Below are 17,182 nucleotides of genomic sequence, written 5' to 3'. Positions count from 1 at the left end.
TCGTTACGCGATGGCCAGCATGATGAGATCCGGCCCTCAATTTCCGGATCACGTTGTTTGCGGTGCTATTTACCCTATGTGACGCCAAGATGGCAAAGTGCCTGTCAATCACAATTGCAAAGCAGCAGGCCATACCGTCTGCTCCAACAGCGAGATGGAACCAATATGCCGATTCTCAACCGCGCCGCCGAGATGCAGGATGAAGTTGCCGGCTGGCGACGTCATCTGCACCAGACGCCAGAACTGAATTTCGATGTCTTCAAGACCGCCGCCTTCGTCACCGAGAAGCTGAAGGAGTTCGGCTGCGACGACGTAGTGACGGGCCTCGGCAAGACCGGCGTCGTCGGCATCATCCATGGCCGCAAGGGCGATGGCGCGACCATAGGCCTGCGCGCCGACATGGACGCGCTGCCGATCAATGAGATCACCGGCAAGCCCTATGCCTCGACCGTTCCCGGCAAAATGCACGCCTGCGGCCATGACGGCCACACCGCAATGCTTTTGGGAGCCGCCAAATACCTGACCGAAACGCGCAATTTCGCCGGCTCGGTGGCGGTCATCTTCCAGCCGGCCGAAGAAGGCGGCGGCGGCGGCAACGAGATGGTCAAGGACGGCATGATGGAGCGTTTCGACATTTCCAGGGTGTTCGGCATGCACAACATGCCGGGCCTGCCGGTCGGCCAGTTCGCCATCCGGCCAGGCCCGATCATGGCGGCGACGGCCGAATTCACCATCACCGTCAAGGGCCGCGGCGGCCATGCGGCGATGCCGCACGGCACGATCGACCCGATCGTCATCACCAGCCAGCTTGTCGGCGCCCTGCAGACGGTTGCCTCGCGCAGCACCGATCCGGTCGAGGCGGTGGTGGTGTCGGTGACCAAATTCCACGCCGGCGACGCCTATAACGTCATTCCCGAGACCGCCGAAATCGCCGGCACGGTACGCACGCTGAAAAAGGAGATCGCCAAGAAGTCGGAGGAGCGCATCCGCGCCATTTGCGACGGCATCGCCACCGCCTTCGGGGCGACGATCACTGTCGACTATGACGCCAACTACCCCGTGACCTTCAACAATCCGGAAGAAACCGTCTTTGCCAGCGATGTCGCGGCGAGTGTCGCCGGCGACACCCAGGTCCACCGCGCCATCCAGCCGGTGATGGGGGGCGAGGATTTCTCCTACATGCTGGAAGCCCGGCCCGGCGCCTTCATCTTCATCGGCAATGGCGAGACCGCCGGCCTCCACCACCCGGCCTACGACTTCAACGACGAAGTCATCCCGCACGGCATGAGCTACTGGGTGAAACTGGCCGAAACAGCGCTCGCCGCCTGACCTATGCCGCCGAAAGGCCGGTCGATTGCCTTCGGCCGGCCTCTTGATTTGCCTTCGGCGAGCCTCTTGGCGAAACGGTCCGAAGCGGCTATGTGTCTGGCCGCGTGGTCCCGTAGCTCAGTAGGATAGAGCGGCAGATTCCTAATCTGTAGGTCACAGGTTCGATTCCTGTCGGGATCACCATTCAGTCACTGTAGATATAGCCCATATCGGCCGGCTCGAAATTCGGTCGACTTATCCGAGGGTTAGCCACAGCAGCCTCAGCACAGTAGGGCTGATCCGCGCAACCCGTCTCTGTTTCCGCCGAGCTTTCAAGGCCCGTCTTTGTGACCGGCCTTGCGTGCCCTATTGTTTTCGTAGTCGATGCAGAGAGATCGCCTATGTGCCCCGCTCTGGATGGAAAAGCAGAGCGGACCGTCAGTGACTAAAAGCCTAGAACGGACTGCTGCAGGTTCCAATCAACTGGCAGATCGGTGAGTCGAGCGAGTCGCCGAGCGGTTAGACTGACAGGTTGATTGCCCGCCAGAATGTCGTCCACGATCGCCGGAGACAGGAAGGCCAGCGGCAAGGCCTTGCTGAGGTCAGCACGATGGATGCCGGTAACTTTCGAGAGTTCAGAGATGCTACGAGCCGATCCATTCGTCAGTGCTGACAACATCGAGTGTGACCTTGCCAGCAGGTTGACGAGGCTCGGGTCAGGAGCCTTGTCGCGCTTTGGTTGATCCCCAATAATCAGGCGTGCTTCATTTCCACGCCTCTGAATCTGACATGCGACGGTGACCTTATGAGTCTCCACAGCGATGACAGGTTTCTGGCGGTCTTTTGTGTCAAAATCGGCGCCCACCGATAGTGAGATCGCCCTCGCCAAAGCAGCAGGATTAATTTCGAGCTCAATCGTCTGGGACGAAAGCGTTATCCTGACGACCGCACTTTTGACGATCGATCTACGCTTTGCCTTACGTCCTGGCGAGTCGCTCAAGAGCCCGTCCGCCTCGTTCAACCCGCTCGCGATCGCCTCCTTAGAGGCGTGTCGCTCGATCCATTCGGCCAACAGCGATTTGCCTTTGAGCAAAGCGATTAGCTGCTGGTCGACGAAAGCTTCCAATTCGTCAGCCGGAACTCGCCAGCCAGTATCGTCCTTGCGCCTTGCGACCTTCAGCCGGTTGGAGATGTAGTAGCGGTAGCGTTTGCCGTGATTGTTCGCATAGGCAGGACTCAGCCGATCGCCGGTCTCGTCAAAGACGAGGCCTGTAAGCAGATGCAGATCCGCGGCATTCGATCGCGATCGGCGTTTCGGCCCTTGCTCCTTCAACAGCGCCTGAACCGACGCAAACAATTCCGCGTCTACAATCGGCTGGTGAGCGCCTTCGTAGCATGCGTCCTTGTGACGGGCCTGACCGATGTAAACGGGGTTTGAAAGCAGGTGATAGAGCCTCCCGCGGCTCACCGGAGCTCTAAGGGGGTTGGCCTCGCCCACAGCTTGGCTTTGATTGAGCTCATCGGCCAGCGCTAGGACCGACTTCAATTCCAGATAGCGCTGGAATATCGACCGGACGATTGTCGCTGCCGCTCCATCGACCACCAACTTCTTAGCAACGGCACGGTAACCGAGCGGAATGGTGCCACCCATCCATATTCCTTTCTTCCTGGATGCAGCGATCTTGTCGCGGATACGCTCTGCGGTCACTTCCCGCTCGAACTGAGCGAACGAGAGGAGCACGTTGAGCGTCAGCCTGCCCATCGACGTCGTTGTGTTGAACTGCTGTGTAACAGAAACAAAGGACACGCTGTGGGCATCGAAGGTCTCAACGATCTTGGAAAAGTCCATCAGCGAGCGCGTAAGCCTGTCGATCTTGTACACGACCACCACATCGATTCGCCTGTCACGAATGTCTTGAAGCAGGCGTTTTAGCGCTGGCCTCTCCATCGTACCGCCTGAGATGCCGCCATCGTCGTAGAAGTCGGGGACGAGCTTCCAACCCAGACCGATCTGCGAGGCAATGAAGGCCACGCAAGCTTCACGCTGCGCATCAAGTGAGTTGAATTCCTGCTCAAGGCCCTCTTCGGTGGATTTACGCGTGTAGACCGCGCAGCGCAGTTTTTGCTGATAGCTCATAGTCCGAAGAACCTTGGACCGGACCAGTGGGCGCCGGTGATCTCGCGGGCGATGGCCGAGAGCGAGCGGTAGAGCTTCCCCTCGAATAGAAAGCCTTCTGCCAGGACGTCGACAACGTTGGCCTTGCCATTCCAATCGCGAATTAGCCGAGCACCCTTCGATAGGGATTGACGCGGCTTCAACGCCGAGCCGGCATACCTGGCAGCCCCATGCATCTCATTTGACGTCTCTGACGCCGAGCCTAACTCCATTCCCAATCCATTGACGCCGGCCTGTCGGATTGCCTGGGCTAGTTTCCTCTTTGTCTCGACCGAAAAGCCTCCAAGTCTCTTCGCCTGCAGATGCCAGGCTGCTGCTCTGACCAGGAGTTCGCGCCGCACGCCACTCGGCGGCGGGCATCCATACGTCTTGTTCCATCGAGTCGCGAGTTCGTCGCGAGAGAGGTCGCCGAGCTCGGCGACCTCCTGTTCGAGTTTTACATCGATGGCCATGGCTTCAATCAGCCTTGGCCTTGTTGTCGAGCCGATAGCGCCGGACACCGTCCTTGCCAACTTCGCTGATAAGTGGCAGGCTAAGCTTCTTCCTCACTGTTCCAGACAGAAACCCGCGCACCGAATGAGGCTGCCAGCCGGTCGCCTCCACCAAGGCCTCGATCGCAGCACCCTTGGCCAACCGAAGCTTCTTCAGGACCATCTCAGTCTTGGTTTCCGCAGGTTTGGAGTTCTTCGACTTGTTCGCAAGTTCCGCATCAGTGGCAGGCACCTTCTGAAGACGCCTCCGAGGCGTTACAACGGCTTGGAGCGAAAGGTTCTTAGGCTCCACAATTCCAGCGTTTTCGCCTTGGTCAGTATCAGTAGCGCGCATTGCTTTTCTCCATCAATACCGGCATCGGACCATCCGGTGCCTGTACTGACTTGAGCCCGCACTGGCCGGGCCTGGAGCCGAGGCGATTTCATTCCCCGGTCTAGACAGCAACGCTTGCCGTCCCAACGAAGTCCAGCGAAACTAGGAATTTCTTCTGTGACCGCTTTGCGTCTACCGGTCGTAGAAGCAATTTTTTCCCTCGCCGGAAGCTGACATTGCGAAAGCCGGCGGCAGTGGAGTCCACTTCGAAACGAGCAACGAGATCGGGGACTTGATCCCTACAGCGCGGAGCGAGCCGCGTGCACGAATCCGCTGTAGGCGCCGCCATCATCTTTCAACGCTTGTCGAAGTCCGGCGTTGATCTCGAGCTGCACGCCTGCACAGGTAATTCCACGATTGCAGATATTTTGTTGCTCCATGCCGCCGTACTGGCCTTCCGTCACAACATTGCTGTCGAAACCCGCAGCGCGCAAAGATTTATGAACACGGCCCCGCAATTCAACATCTCGTCCTCCGACTTGCAAGGATGGTGCATCTCCCGCGAGCCCATGAACGCTGAGCACCTTTTCGCAAGGCCCGATCAGTGTCAGTGCCCGCGGCTCGTTGAACCGGTGTGAGGTGATGTGCAGGACCCTATTGCCGGTCTTTTTGATCCCTTTGAATGCGTAGAAATTGTGATCCGGACCTGCAATGGAGTCTGCAAGCTCTGCCGTGAGGAATTCGATTCCGCCGCCATGCGGAGCCACAATAGCGATCACGCTTCCGGCGACGGGTCGGACGGTGACGCGGTAGTCGATACCTTCTTCTTCATTCTGACAGAGTTCTTCGTAGCTGGCGTACTTGTCCTCATGCGCCATTGCTCTCTCCTGAAGTAGCTTACCTTTTCGCCGAGGGGATAGTAACGTTGGGGGGCAGCACTGTTCATAGTACTCCCCATATAGCGCCTAGGCTCCGAAAAGGGTAAGTCTGAATCCCTAGGGGAGCGAGCAACAATGACTACCCATCTATCGGCACGACTTACTTGGCACGATTCAGGTTGGAACGGCCGCATCTGTCAGGCCCCGGCGCTCAATGCTGGATGTATGGAGCATGAGCACGTCCGCGAGGGGCGCGACCTCACCTTCGAGGGGCCGAACCCAGGCTGCGCGCTCGCGCAGCTAAAAGCGGACACCGGATATCTCCCACCGTGTTCGCGCGATACGAACGCCTTTGGAGGCGAGACGTACATGCTCGGCCATAGAGATCCGGTCCCGGGACGCGGGCTGCCCTCAGTAGATGAGGAACTTCCGCCGTTTTCACTCTGCCCGACGCCGTATCGCTGGATGCTGGAAAGCAGCTTTCGCGACATCTCCGAGGACGAGAACCTGATGATCCGCGGACCGTCTTCGACGCCTGGCACATGGGTTAGGGAGGATGACCGCCAGCGCGCGTTGCTCGAACGGTTCTGGGGCAAGCTGAAACGCAAAGTTTCCCTAGTGTTTTTCTACTGCAATCGGGGCAACGCGGTGGACGACGAGGCGAACAGGTTGATCGTCGGCGTCTCTCGCATTGGCGATGTAGCCGAGCCCGTCTACTTCGGGCGTAGTCCCAAGCTGCCCGGCCGCTTCCCCGTGTGGTCACGCCGGATCAGTCATCTCTGGCCGAAGCAGGGGGTGCGTATCCCATACCAGGAGTACATCGCGGCAGGTCTCAACGTGGAGGCGATCACCTGCCGGCCTCCGCGCGACCTGTCGTTGCCGTTTTCCTACGTGGCCGAGCACCTAAGCGACGGGCAAGCTGTCTCAGCCCTTCTCGCGATAATTTCGGTGGTGGAACGCCTCCGTGCGGACCAAGCCGCCGGTTGCGGCGTGAGCGGCGACTGGGCCGGTACGCTTGAATGGCTGAATGGCGCGCTGGATGAGGTTTGGGCAGGGCGCGGCGGCTATCCCGGACTTGGCGCCCTGTTGCGTCACCTGGGCTATGAGCGTGGTGTGGCATATCATGCGACTGTGCTGCGCCGGATTGAGCGCGACGGAAGTGATCCGTGGGAGCATCTTAGGAGTATTTTGGAGGGCCGCGCCGTCCCAGAGCCGGAGCACGCCGAAGGTCTGGCGCGGGCCGCCGCCGAATGGCAGAAACAGAAGCTGTCTCGCCAACTCCTCGACCTGCTCATCCGGTTCGAACTCACCTCGGACCAGTTCTCCGGTATAGCCAACGCTGCCGCGCGAAAGGAGCGCGGGATCGAGGCGAGCAACGAAGCCATCATAGAAAATCCTTACCGCCTATACGAGCAGGATTGCGGGACTGATGTCAGCACCCCGATTGGGCTCGAGGTAATCGACCAAGGCATGCTGCCGGAAGGCGAAGCCGCGCGATTCCGGGCCGAGTCTCCCATTGCGCGCAACGACCGCCGCCGAGTCCGCGCAGTGATGCGGGCGGTGCTCCGAGACGCCGCCGACGGGGGCGACTCTATCCTTCCTTTCGAAAGCCTCATCACGCGCACTGCCGCATATTTCCCTGAGACCCGACGTTGCGCACCCGACCCGGCGGTCGCCTGGGGTTTAGAGGACCGCAAATTTCACGAACAAATTATCTGGTTCAAGGCCATTGAGGCGCCGCAAACTTGGCGCCGCGACGAGATGACGCCAGACTCCGAGACCGCCCTCTCCGACGAACTCGCCGAATTGGAGGAAGATCTTGGTGCGGCCAAGCCTGATCCAGACGTCGTCCCCGAAGTGCGCATCGCCGCGCTGAAGAGCGTACGGCGATGCGAGCTAGAGATCGCCGACTTGGTCAAGAAACAGGTTGGGCTCCTTTCCGATCTCCCGAAGGAGGAACCCAGTTGGAAAACAATCTTGACGAGACCAGCCGAAAAGGGCGGTTTCGGTGAGCCCGCAACGGAACGCGAGGGAGAAGCTCTCGACGAGAAAGTCGCCGCGCTCGAGACCCTCTACCGCAACCGGCTAAGCGTTCTCACTGGCGGCGCTGGCACCGGTAAGACGTCGGTCCTACGGGCATTTCTGCGCACGCTACGCGAGATCGAGGGACCACGGGCCACGTTGTTGGCCGCCCCGACCGGCAAGGCCCGAGTCCGCCTGCAGACCGCGTCCGAGCGCCCGGCATCGACGATCCACCAGGTGCTGTCGGACACCGGGATGCTGGGGAACAACTGGCGCATACTCGAAAAGCCGGCGAAAGGACAATTGTCATATACGACTGTTGTCATCGACGAGAGTTCGATGCCTTCCGTCGAACTGCTTGCGGCGCTGTTCCGCGCTATCAAAATAGGCGCTGTCATGCGCCTCATTTTTGTCGGCGACCCCTTTCAACTGCCCCCAATCGGCCCTGGACGTCCGTTCCTCGACATCATTCGCTGGCTGCGACGAGAACGCCCGGGAAGCATAGCCGAGCTGAGGACGTGCATGCGGGTCCACCAGGTTGACGGTATGGAGGTTGTTAGCTCAGGCCTCCAGCTGGCGGATGGCTACCGGGACGAAAGCGGACCTGGAGATGACGAGATCATTGCACGCGCTGCGCGCTGCGGGACGCTCGGTGACCTGACGCTTGTCACATGGAACGACCACGAAGACCTAATGGCGAAGCTCGACCGAGCTCTTGCAATGCTCGGCATTGCTCCCGGCGATGGCGCCGGCTTCGATCGATCGCTCGGGATCGCGGAAAAGGATTGGAAGAGTGCGGAGGCATGGCAGATCCTCACCCCGACTCGCATCCATGCGTTCGGGGCCGCGGAGATCAACCGGGTCGTCCAAGACCGCTACCGTAGCGGTGAGATAGCCAATGCGACTGACGCGCGCACTGTATGGCCCCGTCCGATGGGGGAGCAGGGCATCGTAATCCACGATAAGGTGATGCAGGTCGTAAACAGGCCGAAATGGCTTCCGAAAGGCACGAAGGGCCTAGGTTTCGTCGCCAACGGCGAGATCGGAATCGTGACCCAAACATGGAAGAAGCAGGAGATCGATCGAACTGACAAGGCATACGTCGTATTCTCGACGCAGCCGAAAGCCGAGTACCGCTACCTAAAGCCGGAGGTAGAGGAATGTCTTGAGCTCGCATACGCTCTTACCGTTCACAAATCGCAGGGCAGCGACTTCGGGGCCACCGTTCTTGTCCTCCCCCGCAAGGCTGCCACCCTCTCACGCGAGTTGCTATACACTGCGCTCACACGCTTTCGCGAGCAGATGATCGTACTTGTTGAGACGGACACTGCAATCCTCGATCGTTTGCGTAACCCTGCGTATTCGGAAACGGCTCGGCGCAGCACATACATGTTCGATCTCTTGATCGGCGAAACTGCGAGTGACCTGACGTTGCCCGATCGCTATAGGCCAGAAGGGTTGATTCACCGGGCCCAGGACGGCACGCCCATGCGATCAAAGAGTGAGGTGATTGTCTACGAGGTCTTGAAGGGCATGGGTTTGGAGCCGCTTTATGAGCAGCGCCTGTACTCTCCCGCAAGCGCGACTGATTACTGCCTGCCTGATTTCACAATCCAATCCGGTGGGCGCACCTGGTATTGGGAACACCTGGGCATGCTGGACCGGCGCAAATACCGTGAAGACTGGGAACGGAAGCAGGCCTGGTACGCACGGCACGGCTATGCAGATCGCGTTTTGACCTCTCGCGACCATCCCGGCGCGCCGGGAGGAGTTCTTTACGCCGACGAGATTCGCGCTCTCGCAGGTGAGAAGATTCTCGATGGAATGGCTCATAGAGCCGCTGAGTAGAGGCGCTACAAGCATGCGCCCCCTGTGCCCACGAAATGATGAAGCGTTAACGTTTCCGAACCTGTTGGGTCTATTGCCGTCAAAGTCCGATCGGATGTCAGATCGTGACCGTTCGGAGCCGCACCCTCCGGTCATCAACGCTGTTGCTTGACAAGCGATACAGCAAACACCGAGCTTCATGCTTTCCTTTACAATCATTGCCTGAGAATGACCCGGACCGTTCGCCAAACCAACGTCCCCTATGACAAGCGTGAAGAAGCGCGCCCTCGCCCTTTCTCGGATTTCGAAAGCGCGCCGAACCTTGTACTTCTGGGTGATCCTGGGGCAGGCAAATCCCATCTATTCGAGGACGCGGCCGGGGTCGAAGGCGCAAAGCTGATTACGGCTCGGGCATTTCTCGTAACGCCGCCTGCCATACTAACCGGCAAGGTGCTTTTTATTGACGGTCTCGATGAAAGGCGCGCGGGGCGCGGCGACCTGGACACAGTCGGCGCGGTGGTCGAGAAGTTGTTCGCAGTGACCCCGGCCAAGGTTCGGATTTCATGCCGGGCCGCAGATTGGCTGGGGGAAAGCGATCTGGCCGCTTTTCGCCCCTATTTTGAACAAGCGGGTACCCCGCCAGTCCTTATGCTCCAGAACCTTTCGTCTGGTGAACAGCGCGGAGTGCTCACGGCGGAAGGCGTGCAACCGGGCGATGCGGATGCGTTTCTTGCTGAAGCCGAGGCGCGCGGGCTCAATGACTTTCTTGAGAATCCGCAAAACCTCATCATGCTGTGGCGTGCAGTGCAAACGGGCTCATGGCCTAAGACACGCCGCGAGCTCTTCGAGCTATCAACGGGGCTCATGCTTCGGGAGTTCGACAAGGATCGCGCACGCAAAGGCGCCGGCGTTTATTCCGCTGCGGAGTTGCGCAATGCCGCCGGCGGAATCTGCGCAGCGCGCCTGATCGCTGACGTCGAGGCAATCGGCTTGACTGAGCAGGAAGGAACTCTGGACATACCAGGCTATCGGTCCCTGACCTTTCTCGATCCAGTAAAGGCTCGAGCGGCATTGGGTCGAAGGATCTTCGTCGCAGGGCCAGAGCCCGAAACAGTGGACTATGCACACCGCACCACGGCTGAATATCTGGCTGCTGCCTTTCTGGCCGAGCATGTGCGCAACGGACTGCCTTTCGGCCGGGTGATGGCACTGATGGGTGTCGACGGCCATCCCGCACCGGAATTGCGTGGCCTTCATGCGTGGCTTGCGGTGCATCTTCCAGAACATACCGACGCACTAATCGATACAGACCCTTATGGTGTCCTTACCTACGGCGATGCGGCTTCACTCTCGCCTTCGTCCTGCGCCGAACTTGTGCGTGCCGTTGGCCGGCTTTCCAAATCCAATCCGTGGTTTCGGTCGGGGAGATGGGAGGTGCCTTCCATCGGCGCTCTGGCGCGCCACGACATGATCGGAGAGTTTCGCGCCGTTTTGAGCGACCCTGATGCCGGTTTTGGAATCCGCTCGGTGGTGGTCGATGCCCTTCAGCTGGGAACACCTCTCCAGGAGATGGTGCCCGACCTCGCTGCAATCCTTGTGCGGAAGGCGTCGCCCTATGTGGAGCGGGTACATGCTTTGCTTGCGCTGCTGCGACTTAGCGAGGAAGGACAAAACGCGATCGTGGCCGTCTTCCGGGAAGGGCTTGGAAACTCGGCGAATGATCTGCGGCTTCGTGCTGAAATCATTCAGCGCCTCTATGGACAGCCCTTCGGCCACGATGACGTTACCCGACTCGTGAACGACACGCTGGTAGCAATAGACACGCTTGCTACAGGTTCGTTGTGGGGTCTCGCCGACAACGCACCGCTCGCCGATCTGCCGTCCATACTCGATGGCGTCAACGCGCCTCAAGATAATGACACCGGCTACGACCGTAGAGCCTATGAGGTGAGCTCTTTTTTTGCGCGCATCCTCGTGCGCATTTGGCGCGGGCCTGCTGTTTTTGACGCGACACGGGACTTGAGTTGGCTACACAAGCGCCTCCTGTTCAAAGGAATGGAGCGTGAGAGTCGCGCGCGGGATCTTCGGGCTGCGATGGCTGAAACGCCCGACCGGGTCCGCGCTATAGCAAAGCGTTTTTTGAGCACATTTGTCGCGGACGATGACCGCTGGACAAGCTATTCGCAATTTCTGCAAGCCATGTTGAACCAGCTCTCTGTCGAAGAGCTGCTCGATATGGTGATCAATCAAATCGCAACGGAAGATGACGGCAGCGAAAGACAGCACTTTTTCTATGAATTGGCTTTCGCTCTCTCATATCAGGCGGAGCAACCAATCGGCGCGATAGCGTTCGAAATTCTCTACACCATAGCTGACGCCAAGGCATGGCTACAGCCGGTACGCGCCGGCTGCACCGCCTCGCGGTTATATGACAGATATTTCGAGGGACGCAGGGGCCGCAGGCCTGAAGGAAACGACAGCAGCGACCGTGAACGGCAGCGCCGTGAGTTCGCGCAAGATGCCGAGAACATCCGCAGCGGGGCACATCTGGGCTGGTTGTCGCATGTTGGGAAAATCTATTGCGCTTTGTACGATGATGTGGACCAAAACCTGGAGCCCCGCGACAGGATCGCGGCGTGGCTCGGCGAAGAGCACACCGAAACCGCACTCGCTGGCCTGCGCGCTGCGCTGTCCCGGAATGATTTGCCCAAATATGCTGACATCATGGCGCTGACCGCGAAGCACCAGAACTATGAATGGTGGCATGCGCTGGTCGCGGGGCTGAACGAACGCTGGGCTATCGGGGAAGGATTTGGGGACCTCTCCGATGATTTTCTGAAGGGCATGTTGGCTTTCGATCTCACGAACCCGGTGGCCAATGAACGGAACAACACAGTCACCTGGCTTTCTCATCCATGGAAGGAGGCGCTGCTCGAACGACGTCCCGAACTGGCGCGCGACGCTTTTCTTGCCGTCGCGCGGCTGCGACTGTCATCCGGGGACCAGGGCATCGACGGCTTGAGCGAGCTTTTGACCGGCGCAGCTTTTGAACACTATCGAAAAGACACTACGCTTGAACTGCTAGGTGATTTCCCGAACGCAAACCCCTTTCGCCTTGGTGAAATGCTGGATGCCGTAGGAAACCTGCCTGAGGCGCATACGGAGCTTTTGGCGCTTGCGGAGAATGTTATTTCGGGTGCCGTCGCCGTCGATGACCAGCAACGCGGCATGTGGCTAGTGACAGCCTATCTCATCTCCCCTGCCCGGTTTGAGCAAAAGGTCGAGGCTTCAGCACAGGTACGCCCGGGGCTCGTCTTCGAGCTGCGTGACCGGAGTGGTTTCCGGCATCGCGGGCAGCCCGCGGAAACGGCACTCTCGATGCCGCAACTGGAATTCATGGCGCGGTTGGCGGGAACGCTCTTCCCGGAAGCGCCACTCCCCTCCAGCGGATGGAGCGGTGATACAAACCCTTGGGACGCCGCTGAATATTGTCGCACGCTCTTTAACATGATTTCGGCGCTGCCGAGCGAGGCCGCGACGAACGCGCTGGAAAGGCTGGCGGAGAACAAGGACTTGGCCTCGTACAGCCCGCATATTCTCCACGCTCTTGCAAACCAACGCCAGCGTCGGCGTGATGTTGAATATGATCGCCCGAACTGGCCGCGAACTGTGGCCGCGCTGTCAAACGGTGCGCCTGGAACGGTCGCCGATCTACACGCGCTGCTGGTTGCTCAACTCTTCGATTTGAAAAAGCGTATCGAGCGAGAGAATACCGATATCTACAAGCAGTTCTGGAATCTCGACCCATACGCCAAGCCGACCAACGCGCGCCCCGAAGAGGCCTGCCGGGACGATCTCCTCACATTGATGCGGCCTGCGCTTCAGGCGCTTAGCATTACGGCCGAGCCCGAAGGGCACATGGCCAGGGACAAGCGGGCGGATATCGCCGTGTCGATTGCAACTCACAAGATTCTTTGCGAGCTAAAGCGCGATAGCAATGCTGGGCTATGGACCGCACCAACGGAGCAGTTGGACCGTTTTTACACGCCAGACCCGGGGGCAAAAGGCTTTGGCATTTATTGCGTCTTCTGGTTTGGCGACAAAAGGACGGGAACAATCCCTGCCCCGCCGAGAGGACTGAGCCGCCCAACTTCGGCGGATGAATTGGAACGGATGCTGAAGAAGCTACTTCCCGAGAATGCGAAAAATCGCATTGCGATCATTGTCATCGATGCGTCGGGGCAAATTTGATCGGTGGACGTCAGGCTGGCCACGTGGTCCGATCTTGTCGCCACAGTTTATTGTGAAGACATGTATTGATTTGAACGGATCATTTGACCCCCCATCGGGCTTTCCCTTAGTTTCAACTGATGTTTGAAATCACGCGCGATGATATTGCCGCATTAAACGACGAAGACTTGCGAACGCTGATCGGCCTTTTGTGCGAGGCCGCTTTGCGGCGCGCAAACCTGCCTGTCTCTGCCGCAACTTGGGGCGGCGATCAAACCGCCAAAGATGGCGGCCTTGATGTGCGGGTCGCACTGCCTGCAGGAACCAAAATCGAGGGCTTCATTCCTAGGGCAGCAACCGGCTTTCAGGTGAAGAAACCCGACATGCCGCCATCGGAGATCCCGAAGGAAATGAAGCCGAAGGGCGTCATTCGCCCAGTGATCGAGGACTTGGCTGCTGTGGGCGGTGCCTACGTCATCGTGAGCTCAAGTGGCTCCACTGCTGATTCCGCATTGAGGAATCGCCGCGCCGCGATGGCGGATGCGGTGAATGGTTGTCGAGATGCAGCAAAGCTGCATCTCGACTTCTACGACCGCAACCGCGTTGCAAGCTGGGTACGTGACCATTCGGGGTTAATCCCTTGGGTTCGTTTCCGAATTGGAAGACCCGTTCTCGGGTGGAAGTCTTATGGTGGCTGGTCGAGCGTGCCGGCTGGCGCGGATAGAAGTTATCTTCTCGATGACAAGACGCGTATCAAGACAGGCAGCAAAGAGGATGGCGACGGCTTGTCGGCCGTTAACGGCATCAACCGCATTCGGGACGCGCTCCGAAACCCAGGTCAGGTTGTTCGCCTGGTCGGCCTTTCAGGTGTTGGCAAGACACGGCTGGTCGAAGCCTTGTTTGACAATACTGTGGGCGCGAATGCGCTGGACCCTTCCCTTACCTACTATACCGACATTGCAGATGCGCCTGATCCACAACCGAAGGCCCTTGCCTCCGACCTGATCGCGGCCCGCACGCGCGCGATTTTGGTGATCGATAATTGCCCTCCGGAAACGCACAGGCACCTATCGGAGGTAGTACGCGCCGCGGGCTCAACGGTCAGCGCCATCACCGTTGAATACGACATCCGCGAGGACCAGCCAGAAGGCACAGACGTTTTCTCGCTGGAAACATCGTCGGTGCCTTTGATTGCAAAATTGGTGGCGGGACGCTTCCCGGATTTATCACAGCTCGATAGCCGCAGGATTGCCGAGTTTTCCGGTGGCAACGCGCGGATAGCGCTTGCGCTTGCGAGTACAGTAAAGAAAACGGAGACTGTCTCTGGCCTCACTCACTCCGAACTGTTCAAGCGTCTCTTCCAGCAACGCCACGAGCATGATGCAGGGCTGTTGCAAATCGCGGAAGCCTGTTCGCTGGTTTACTCATTTCAGGGGGAAGACCTGACGGGCGAAAATGCGGAACTGCCCGTGCTCGGCGGATTGATCGGCAAGACCGCACAGCAGGTATTCACTGCGGCGGCCGAACTAAAGCGGCGCGATCTTTTGCAAAAGCGTGGGGAATGGCGCGCGATCTTGCCGCACGCCATCGCAAACCGGCTAGCGGAGCTGGCTCTTCAGAATATCCCCTATTCCGTTATCGAACCCGCGATCGTGAATGGGTCATCGGAACGCCTGTTGCGCTCTTTCTCGCGCCGCCTTGGCTATCTCGACAGCAGCAAGGAGGCGCAGACGATTGCGAAAGGCTGGCTTGCACCGGGCGGCCTTCTTTCCGATGTGTCGAATCTAAATCCGCTTGGCCACGCGATGCTTGAAAACGTCGCGCCGGTACAGCCTCGAGCAACACTTTCCGCGCTTGAGAATAGCTTCGCCAATGCAGACGAGGATACGCTGCTAGCCGGCGCACCTCTTATCCGGCTGTTGCATGCGCTCGCCTATGACGCTGAATTGTTCAAACGTTCTGTGACACTGTTGTGCAAGTTCGCAGGCATGCATGGTGAGGTGGTTGACAGCGACGCCGAGAAGGCAATCGCGCCCCTCTTCTACGTCGCTTTTTCCGCGACCCACGCACCGTTGTCGATGCGCCTCGACGTAGCGACAGAACTTCTAAAATCAGACAAACCGGTTGAATGCCATCTCGGCGTCAGGGCGCTGGAAGCCATGATGACGACCGAGCACTTCAGGCCCTATTCCAGTTTTGAATTCGGCGCGCGCTCGCGCGACTATGGCTACCATCCGAAGAGCAAAGCCGAGTATGATCAGTGGTTTGGCAATGTTCTTAGCACAGCAGAATTTTTCGCTCTGCACGACAGCAAAGTCAGAGTGCGTGTACAGAAAAGCATCGCCCGTAAATTTTGGGGCCTGTGGGCGAATGCGGGCCAGTTCGACGCGCTGGAGCGCATTTCCAGGGCAATCGCCAAGGACGGTTTCTGGCGCGAGGGTTGGATCGCAACGCGGCAGTCACGGCGATATAGCGCGAAAATGCTGGATGCCGGGGCAGTGCAACGCCTTGCCAAACTGGGGGAATTTCTAAGACCGAAGGACTTGATCGATAGCGTGCGGGGAATCGTCCTCGGAGAAAGAGGCGGCAGCCTTGATGACTTCGAGGATGATGACGAAATGGACATTGCCGAGCGGCTGAAGCGCGTCGCCGAGGCTGTTGTGGAATTTGGAAAAGCAGTCGCTGCCGACGAAAAGGTGCTCGCCACACTCCTTCCGGAACTCATTGGCGGCCATGGGCGGCTTTTCGAATTTGGGCAGGGACTTGCCCTGGGCGCAGACCAACCGCGCATCATGTGGAAGCGATTGGCCGCTAAAGTGGCTTCAGCCGAACAGCCAAATGTGCAACTGCTGCGTGGTTTCCTAAATGCGCTCCAAACAAAGGCCCCCACGGCAACACAGGCATTCCTTGACGAAGCCGTAGAAGATGCCGTGCTCGGCAAATGGCTAGTCGATCTTCAGGCGAGCGTGACGATCGACGAGGCAGGTGTTGGTCGCCTCCATCGCGCCTTAGAGCTTGGCAAGGCCACCATCCATGACTTCTTCGTTCTGGTTGGCGGGCGCGTCTGTGATCCAATTCCGGGGCCTGCATTTCGTGACCTGGTAGTTGCGATTTGCGCCAAACGCGACGGCAGTCCCATCGCCCTGCAAATCCTTTTGATGCGGCTCCATTCGGACGGTAGCGCAGGGCGAAAGCCACTGCCCGAAACGCTTGAGGCTGGTCGCATTCTTCTTAGCCGGCATACGTTCGAGCCAGACTCCAGGCGTATTGATCGCAGTGACCACACACTAGGCGTTGTTGCGAGGACCTGCCTGAACGGACCGGAGGGCGCACCCGTTGCGCGCAAGGCGTGGCGCGACCTAAAAACGGCGATTCAGAAACACGATGTCTATGCTTGGGACCACGACGATTTCTTGCAGGCCCTATTCAAGACCCAACCTGCAACAATGCTGGATGAGCTTGCTGCGGGTAGCGACCAGGATCGCGCGAACAATATCGATATCGTCCAGGATGTGATGCACGGCCATCCAAACCCCGTCAGTGTGGTTTCAGATGACGTCATCTTGGAATGGTGCGCGGCCGACCCGGAACTGCGCTATCCCTTTGCCGCTGCCGTCGCCCAGTTGTCCACCCGCTCCGATGACAAGGCAGATCTGGAATGGCGGCCAATCATCAAAGCACTTCTGGAGCGCGCGCCTGACCCGATCGCGGTATTCCAAGCGATAAACCTCTGGCCAAGAAGCTTTGAAGGGTCGTTTGCGACAGAATGCGAAATTCGACTCCGCTTGCTCGACCGGCTTGAGACCGGGCCCAACCCGGGCCTAATCGCGGCAGTTAAGGAAACGCGCGCCAAGCTTGCCGCGACGATAGCCAAAGAACGACGCGACGAGTTGGAGGAAGACCGGGCGGAAAGCGGTCGCTTCGAATGACATGACCA

8 protein-coding genes and 1 tRNA gene are annotated in these 17,182 nt (G+C 58.9%); 5 read left to right on the top strand and 4 right to left on the bottom strand.

Annotated features, from left to right (window positions below; all coding sequences use genetic code 11):
* The first annotated feature begins 165 nt into the window (after positions 1-165).
* A complete protein-coding gene (locus AC1D1L_RS21470; protein ID WP_477343454.1) occupies positions 166-1,329 on the top strand; it encodes a M20 aminoacylase family protein in 1,164 nt (387 codons plus the stop codon).
* A gap of 106 nt (positions 1,330-1,435) precedes the next feature.
* A tRNA-Arg gene (locus tag AC1D1L_RS21465) sits at positions 1,436-1,512 on the top strand.
* A gap of 241 nt (positions 1,513-1,753) precedes the next feature.
* Here AC1D1L_RS21465 and AC1D1L_RS21460 read toward each other — a convergent pair.
* From AC1D1L_RS21460 to AC1D1L_RS21445, 4 genes are all read right to left on the bottom strand, one after another.
* A complete protein-coding gene (locus tag AC1D1L_RS21460) occupies positions 1,754-3,445 on the bottom strand; it encodes a recombinase family protein (RefSeq protein ID WP_477343453.1) in 1,692 nt (563 codons plus the stop codon).
* Positions 3,442-3,936: a DUF2924 domain-containing protein gene (locus AC1D1L_RS21455; RefSeq protein ID WP_477343452.1), complete on the bottom strand. Its 495-nt coding sequence runs from the start codon at positions 3,934-3,936 to the stop codon at positions 3,442-3,444. Before AC1D1L_RS21455 ends, AC1D1L_RS21460 begins: the two co-directional genes overlap by 4 nt.
* A gap of 4 nt (positions 3,937-3,940) precedes the next feature.
* The gene (locus tag AC1D1L_RS21450) at positions 3,941-4,309 is read right to left on the bottom strand and encodes a DUF3489 domain-containing protein (RefSeq protein WP_477343451.1); all 369 of its coding nucleotides are present in this window, start codon (positions 4,307-4,309) and stop codon (positions 3,941-3,943) included.
* 278 nt (positions 4,310-4,587) lie between these two features.
* Entirely contained in the window at positions 4,588-5,166 is a 579-nt protein-coding gene (locus AC1D1L_RS21445; RefSeq protein ID WP_477343450.1) for a poly-gamma-glutamate hydrolase family protein, read from the bottom strand.
* 135 nt (positions 5,167-5,301) lie between these two features.
* Here AC1D1L_RS21445 and AC1D1L_RS21440 point away from each other — a divergent pair, with 135 nt between their 5' ends.
* The 3 genes from AC1D1L_RS21440 (at position 5,302) to AC1D1L_RS21430 (ending at position 17,174) form a co-directional block, all read left to right on the top strand.
* Positions 5,302-9,036 carry an AAA family ATPase gene (locus AC1D1L_RS21440; RefSeq protein WP_477343448.1) on the top strand — a complete coding sequence of 1,245 codons (3,735 nt, stop codon included), beginning with the start codon at positions 5,302-5,304 and terminating at the stop codon, positions 9,034-9,036.
* 207 nt (positions 9,037-9,243) lie between these two features.
* A complete protein-coding gene (locus AC1D1L_RS21435; RefSeq protein ID WP_477343447.1) occupies positions 9,244-13,266 on the top strand; it encodes an NACHT domain-containing protein in 4,023 nt (1,340 codons plus the stop codon).
* A gap of 119 nt (positions 13,267-13,385) precedes the next feature.
* Positions 13,386-17,174, top strand: a complete 3,789-nt coding sequence (locus AC1D1L_RS21430; protein WP_477343446.1) for a hypothetical protein — start codon at positions 13,386-13,388, stop codon at positions 17,172-17,174.
* Positions 17,175-17,182 lie beyond the last annotated feature (8 nt).

It is taken from the genome of Mesorhizobium sp. P2_D6 (assembly GCF_056404315.1).
The sequence above is the reverse complement of the archived record's forward strand: the minus strand, read 5'-3'. Positions and strand labels throughout refer to the sequence as shown.

Bases quoted from the DNA above. Each gene is read 5' to 3' on its own strand.
- AC1D1L_RS21470 (WP_477343454.1), top strand. From the start codon at position 166: ATGCCGATTCTCAACCGCGCCGCCGAGATGCAGGATGAAGTTGCCGGC.
- AC1D1L_RS21460 (WP_477343453.1), bottom strand. From the start codon at position 3,445: ATGAGCTATCAGCAAAAACTGCGCTGCGCGGTCTACACGCGTAAATCC.
- AC1D1L_RS21455 (WP_477343452.1), bottom strand. From the start codon at position 3,936: ATGGCCATCGATGTAAAACTCGAACAGGAGGTCGCCGAGCTCGGCGAC.
- AC1D1L_RS21450 (WP_477343451.1), bottom strand. From the start codon at position 4,309: ATGCGCGCTACTGATACTGACCAAGGCGAAAACGCTGGAATTGTGGAG.
- AC1D1L_RS21445 (WP_477343450.1), bottom strand. From the start codon at position 5,166: ATGGCGCATGAGGACAAGTACGCCAGCTACGAAGAACTCTGTCAGAAT.
- AC1D1L_RS21440 (WP_477343448.1), top strand. From the start codon at position 5,302: ATGACTACCCATCTATCGGCACGACTTACTTGGCACGATTCAGGTTGG.
- AC1D1L_RS21435 (WP_477343447.1), top strand. From the start codon at position 9,244: ATGACCCGGACCGTTCGCCAAACCAACGTCCCCTATGACAAGCGTGAA.
- AC1D1L_RS21430 (WP_477343446.1), top strand. From the start codon at position 13,386: ATGTTTGAAATCACGCGCGATGATATTGCCGCATTAAACGACGAAGAC.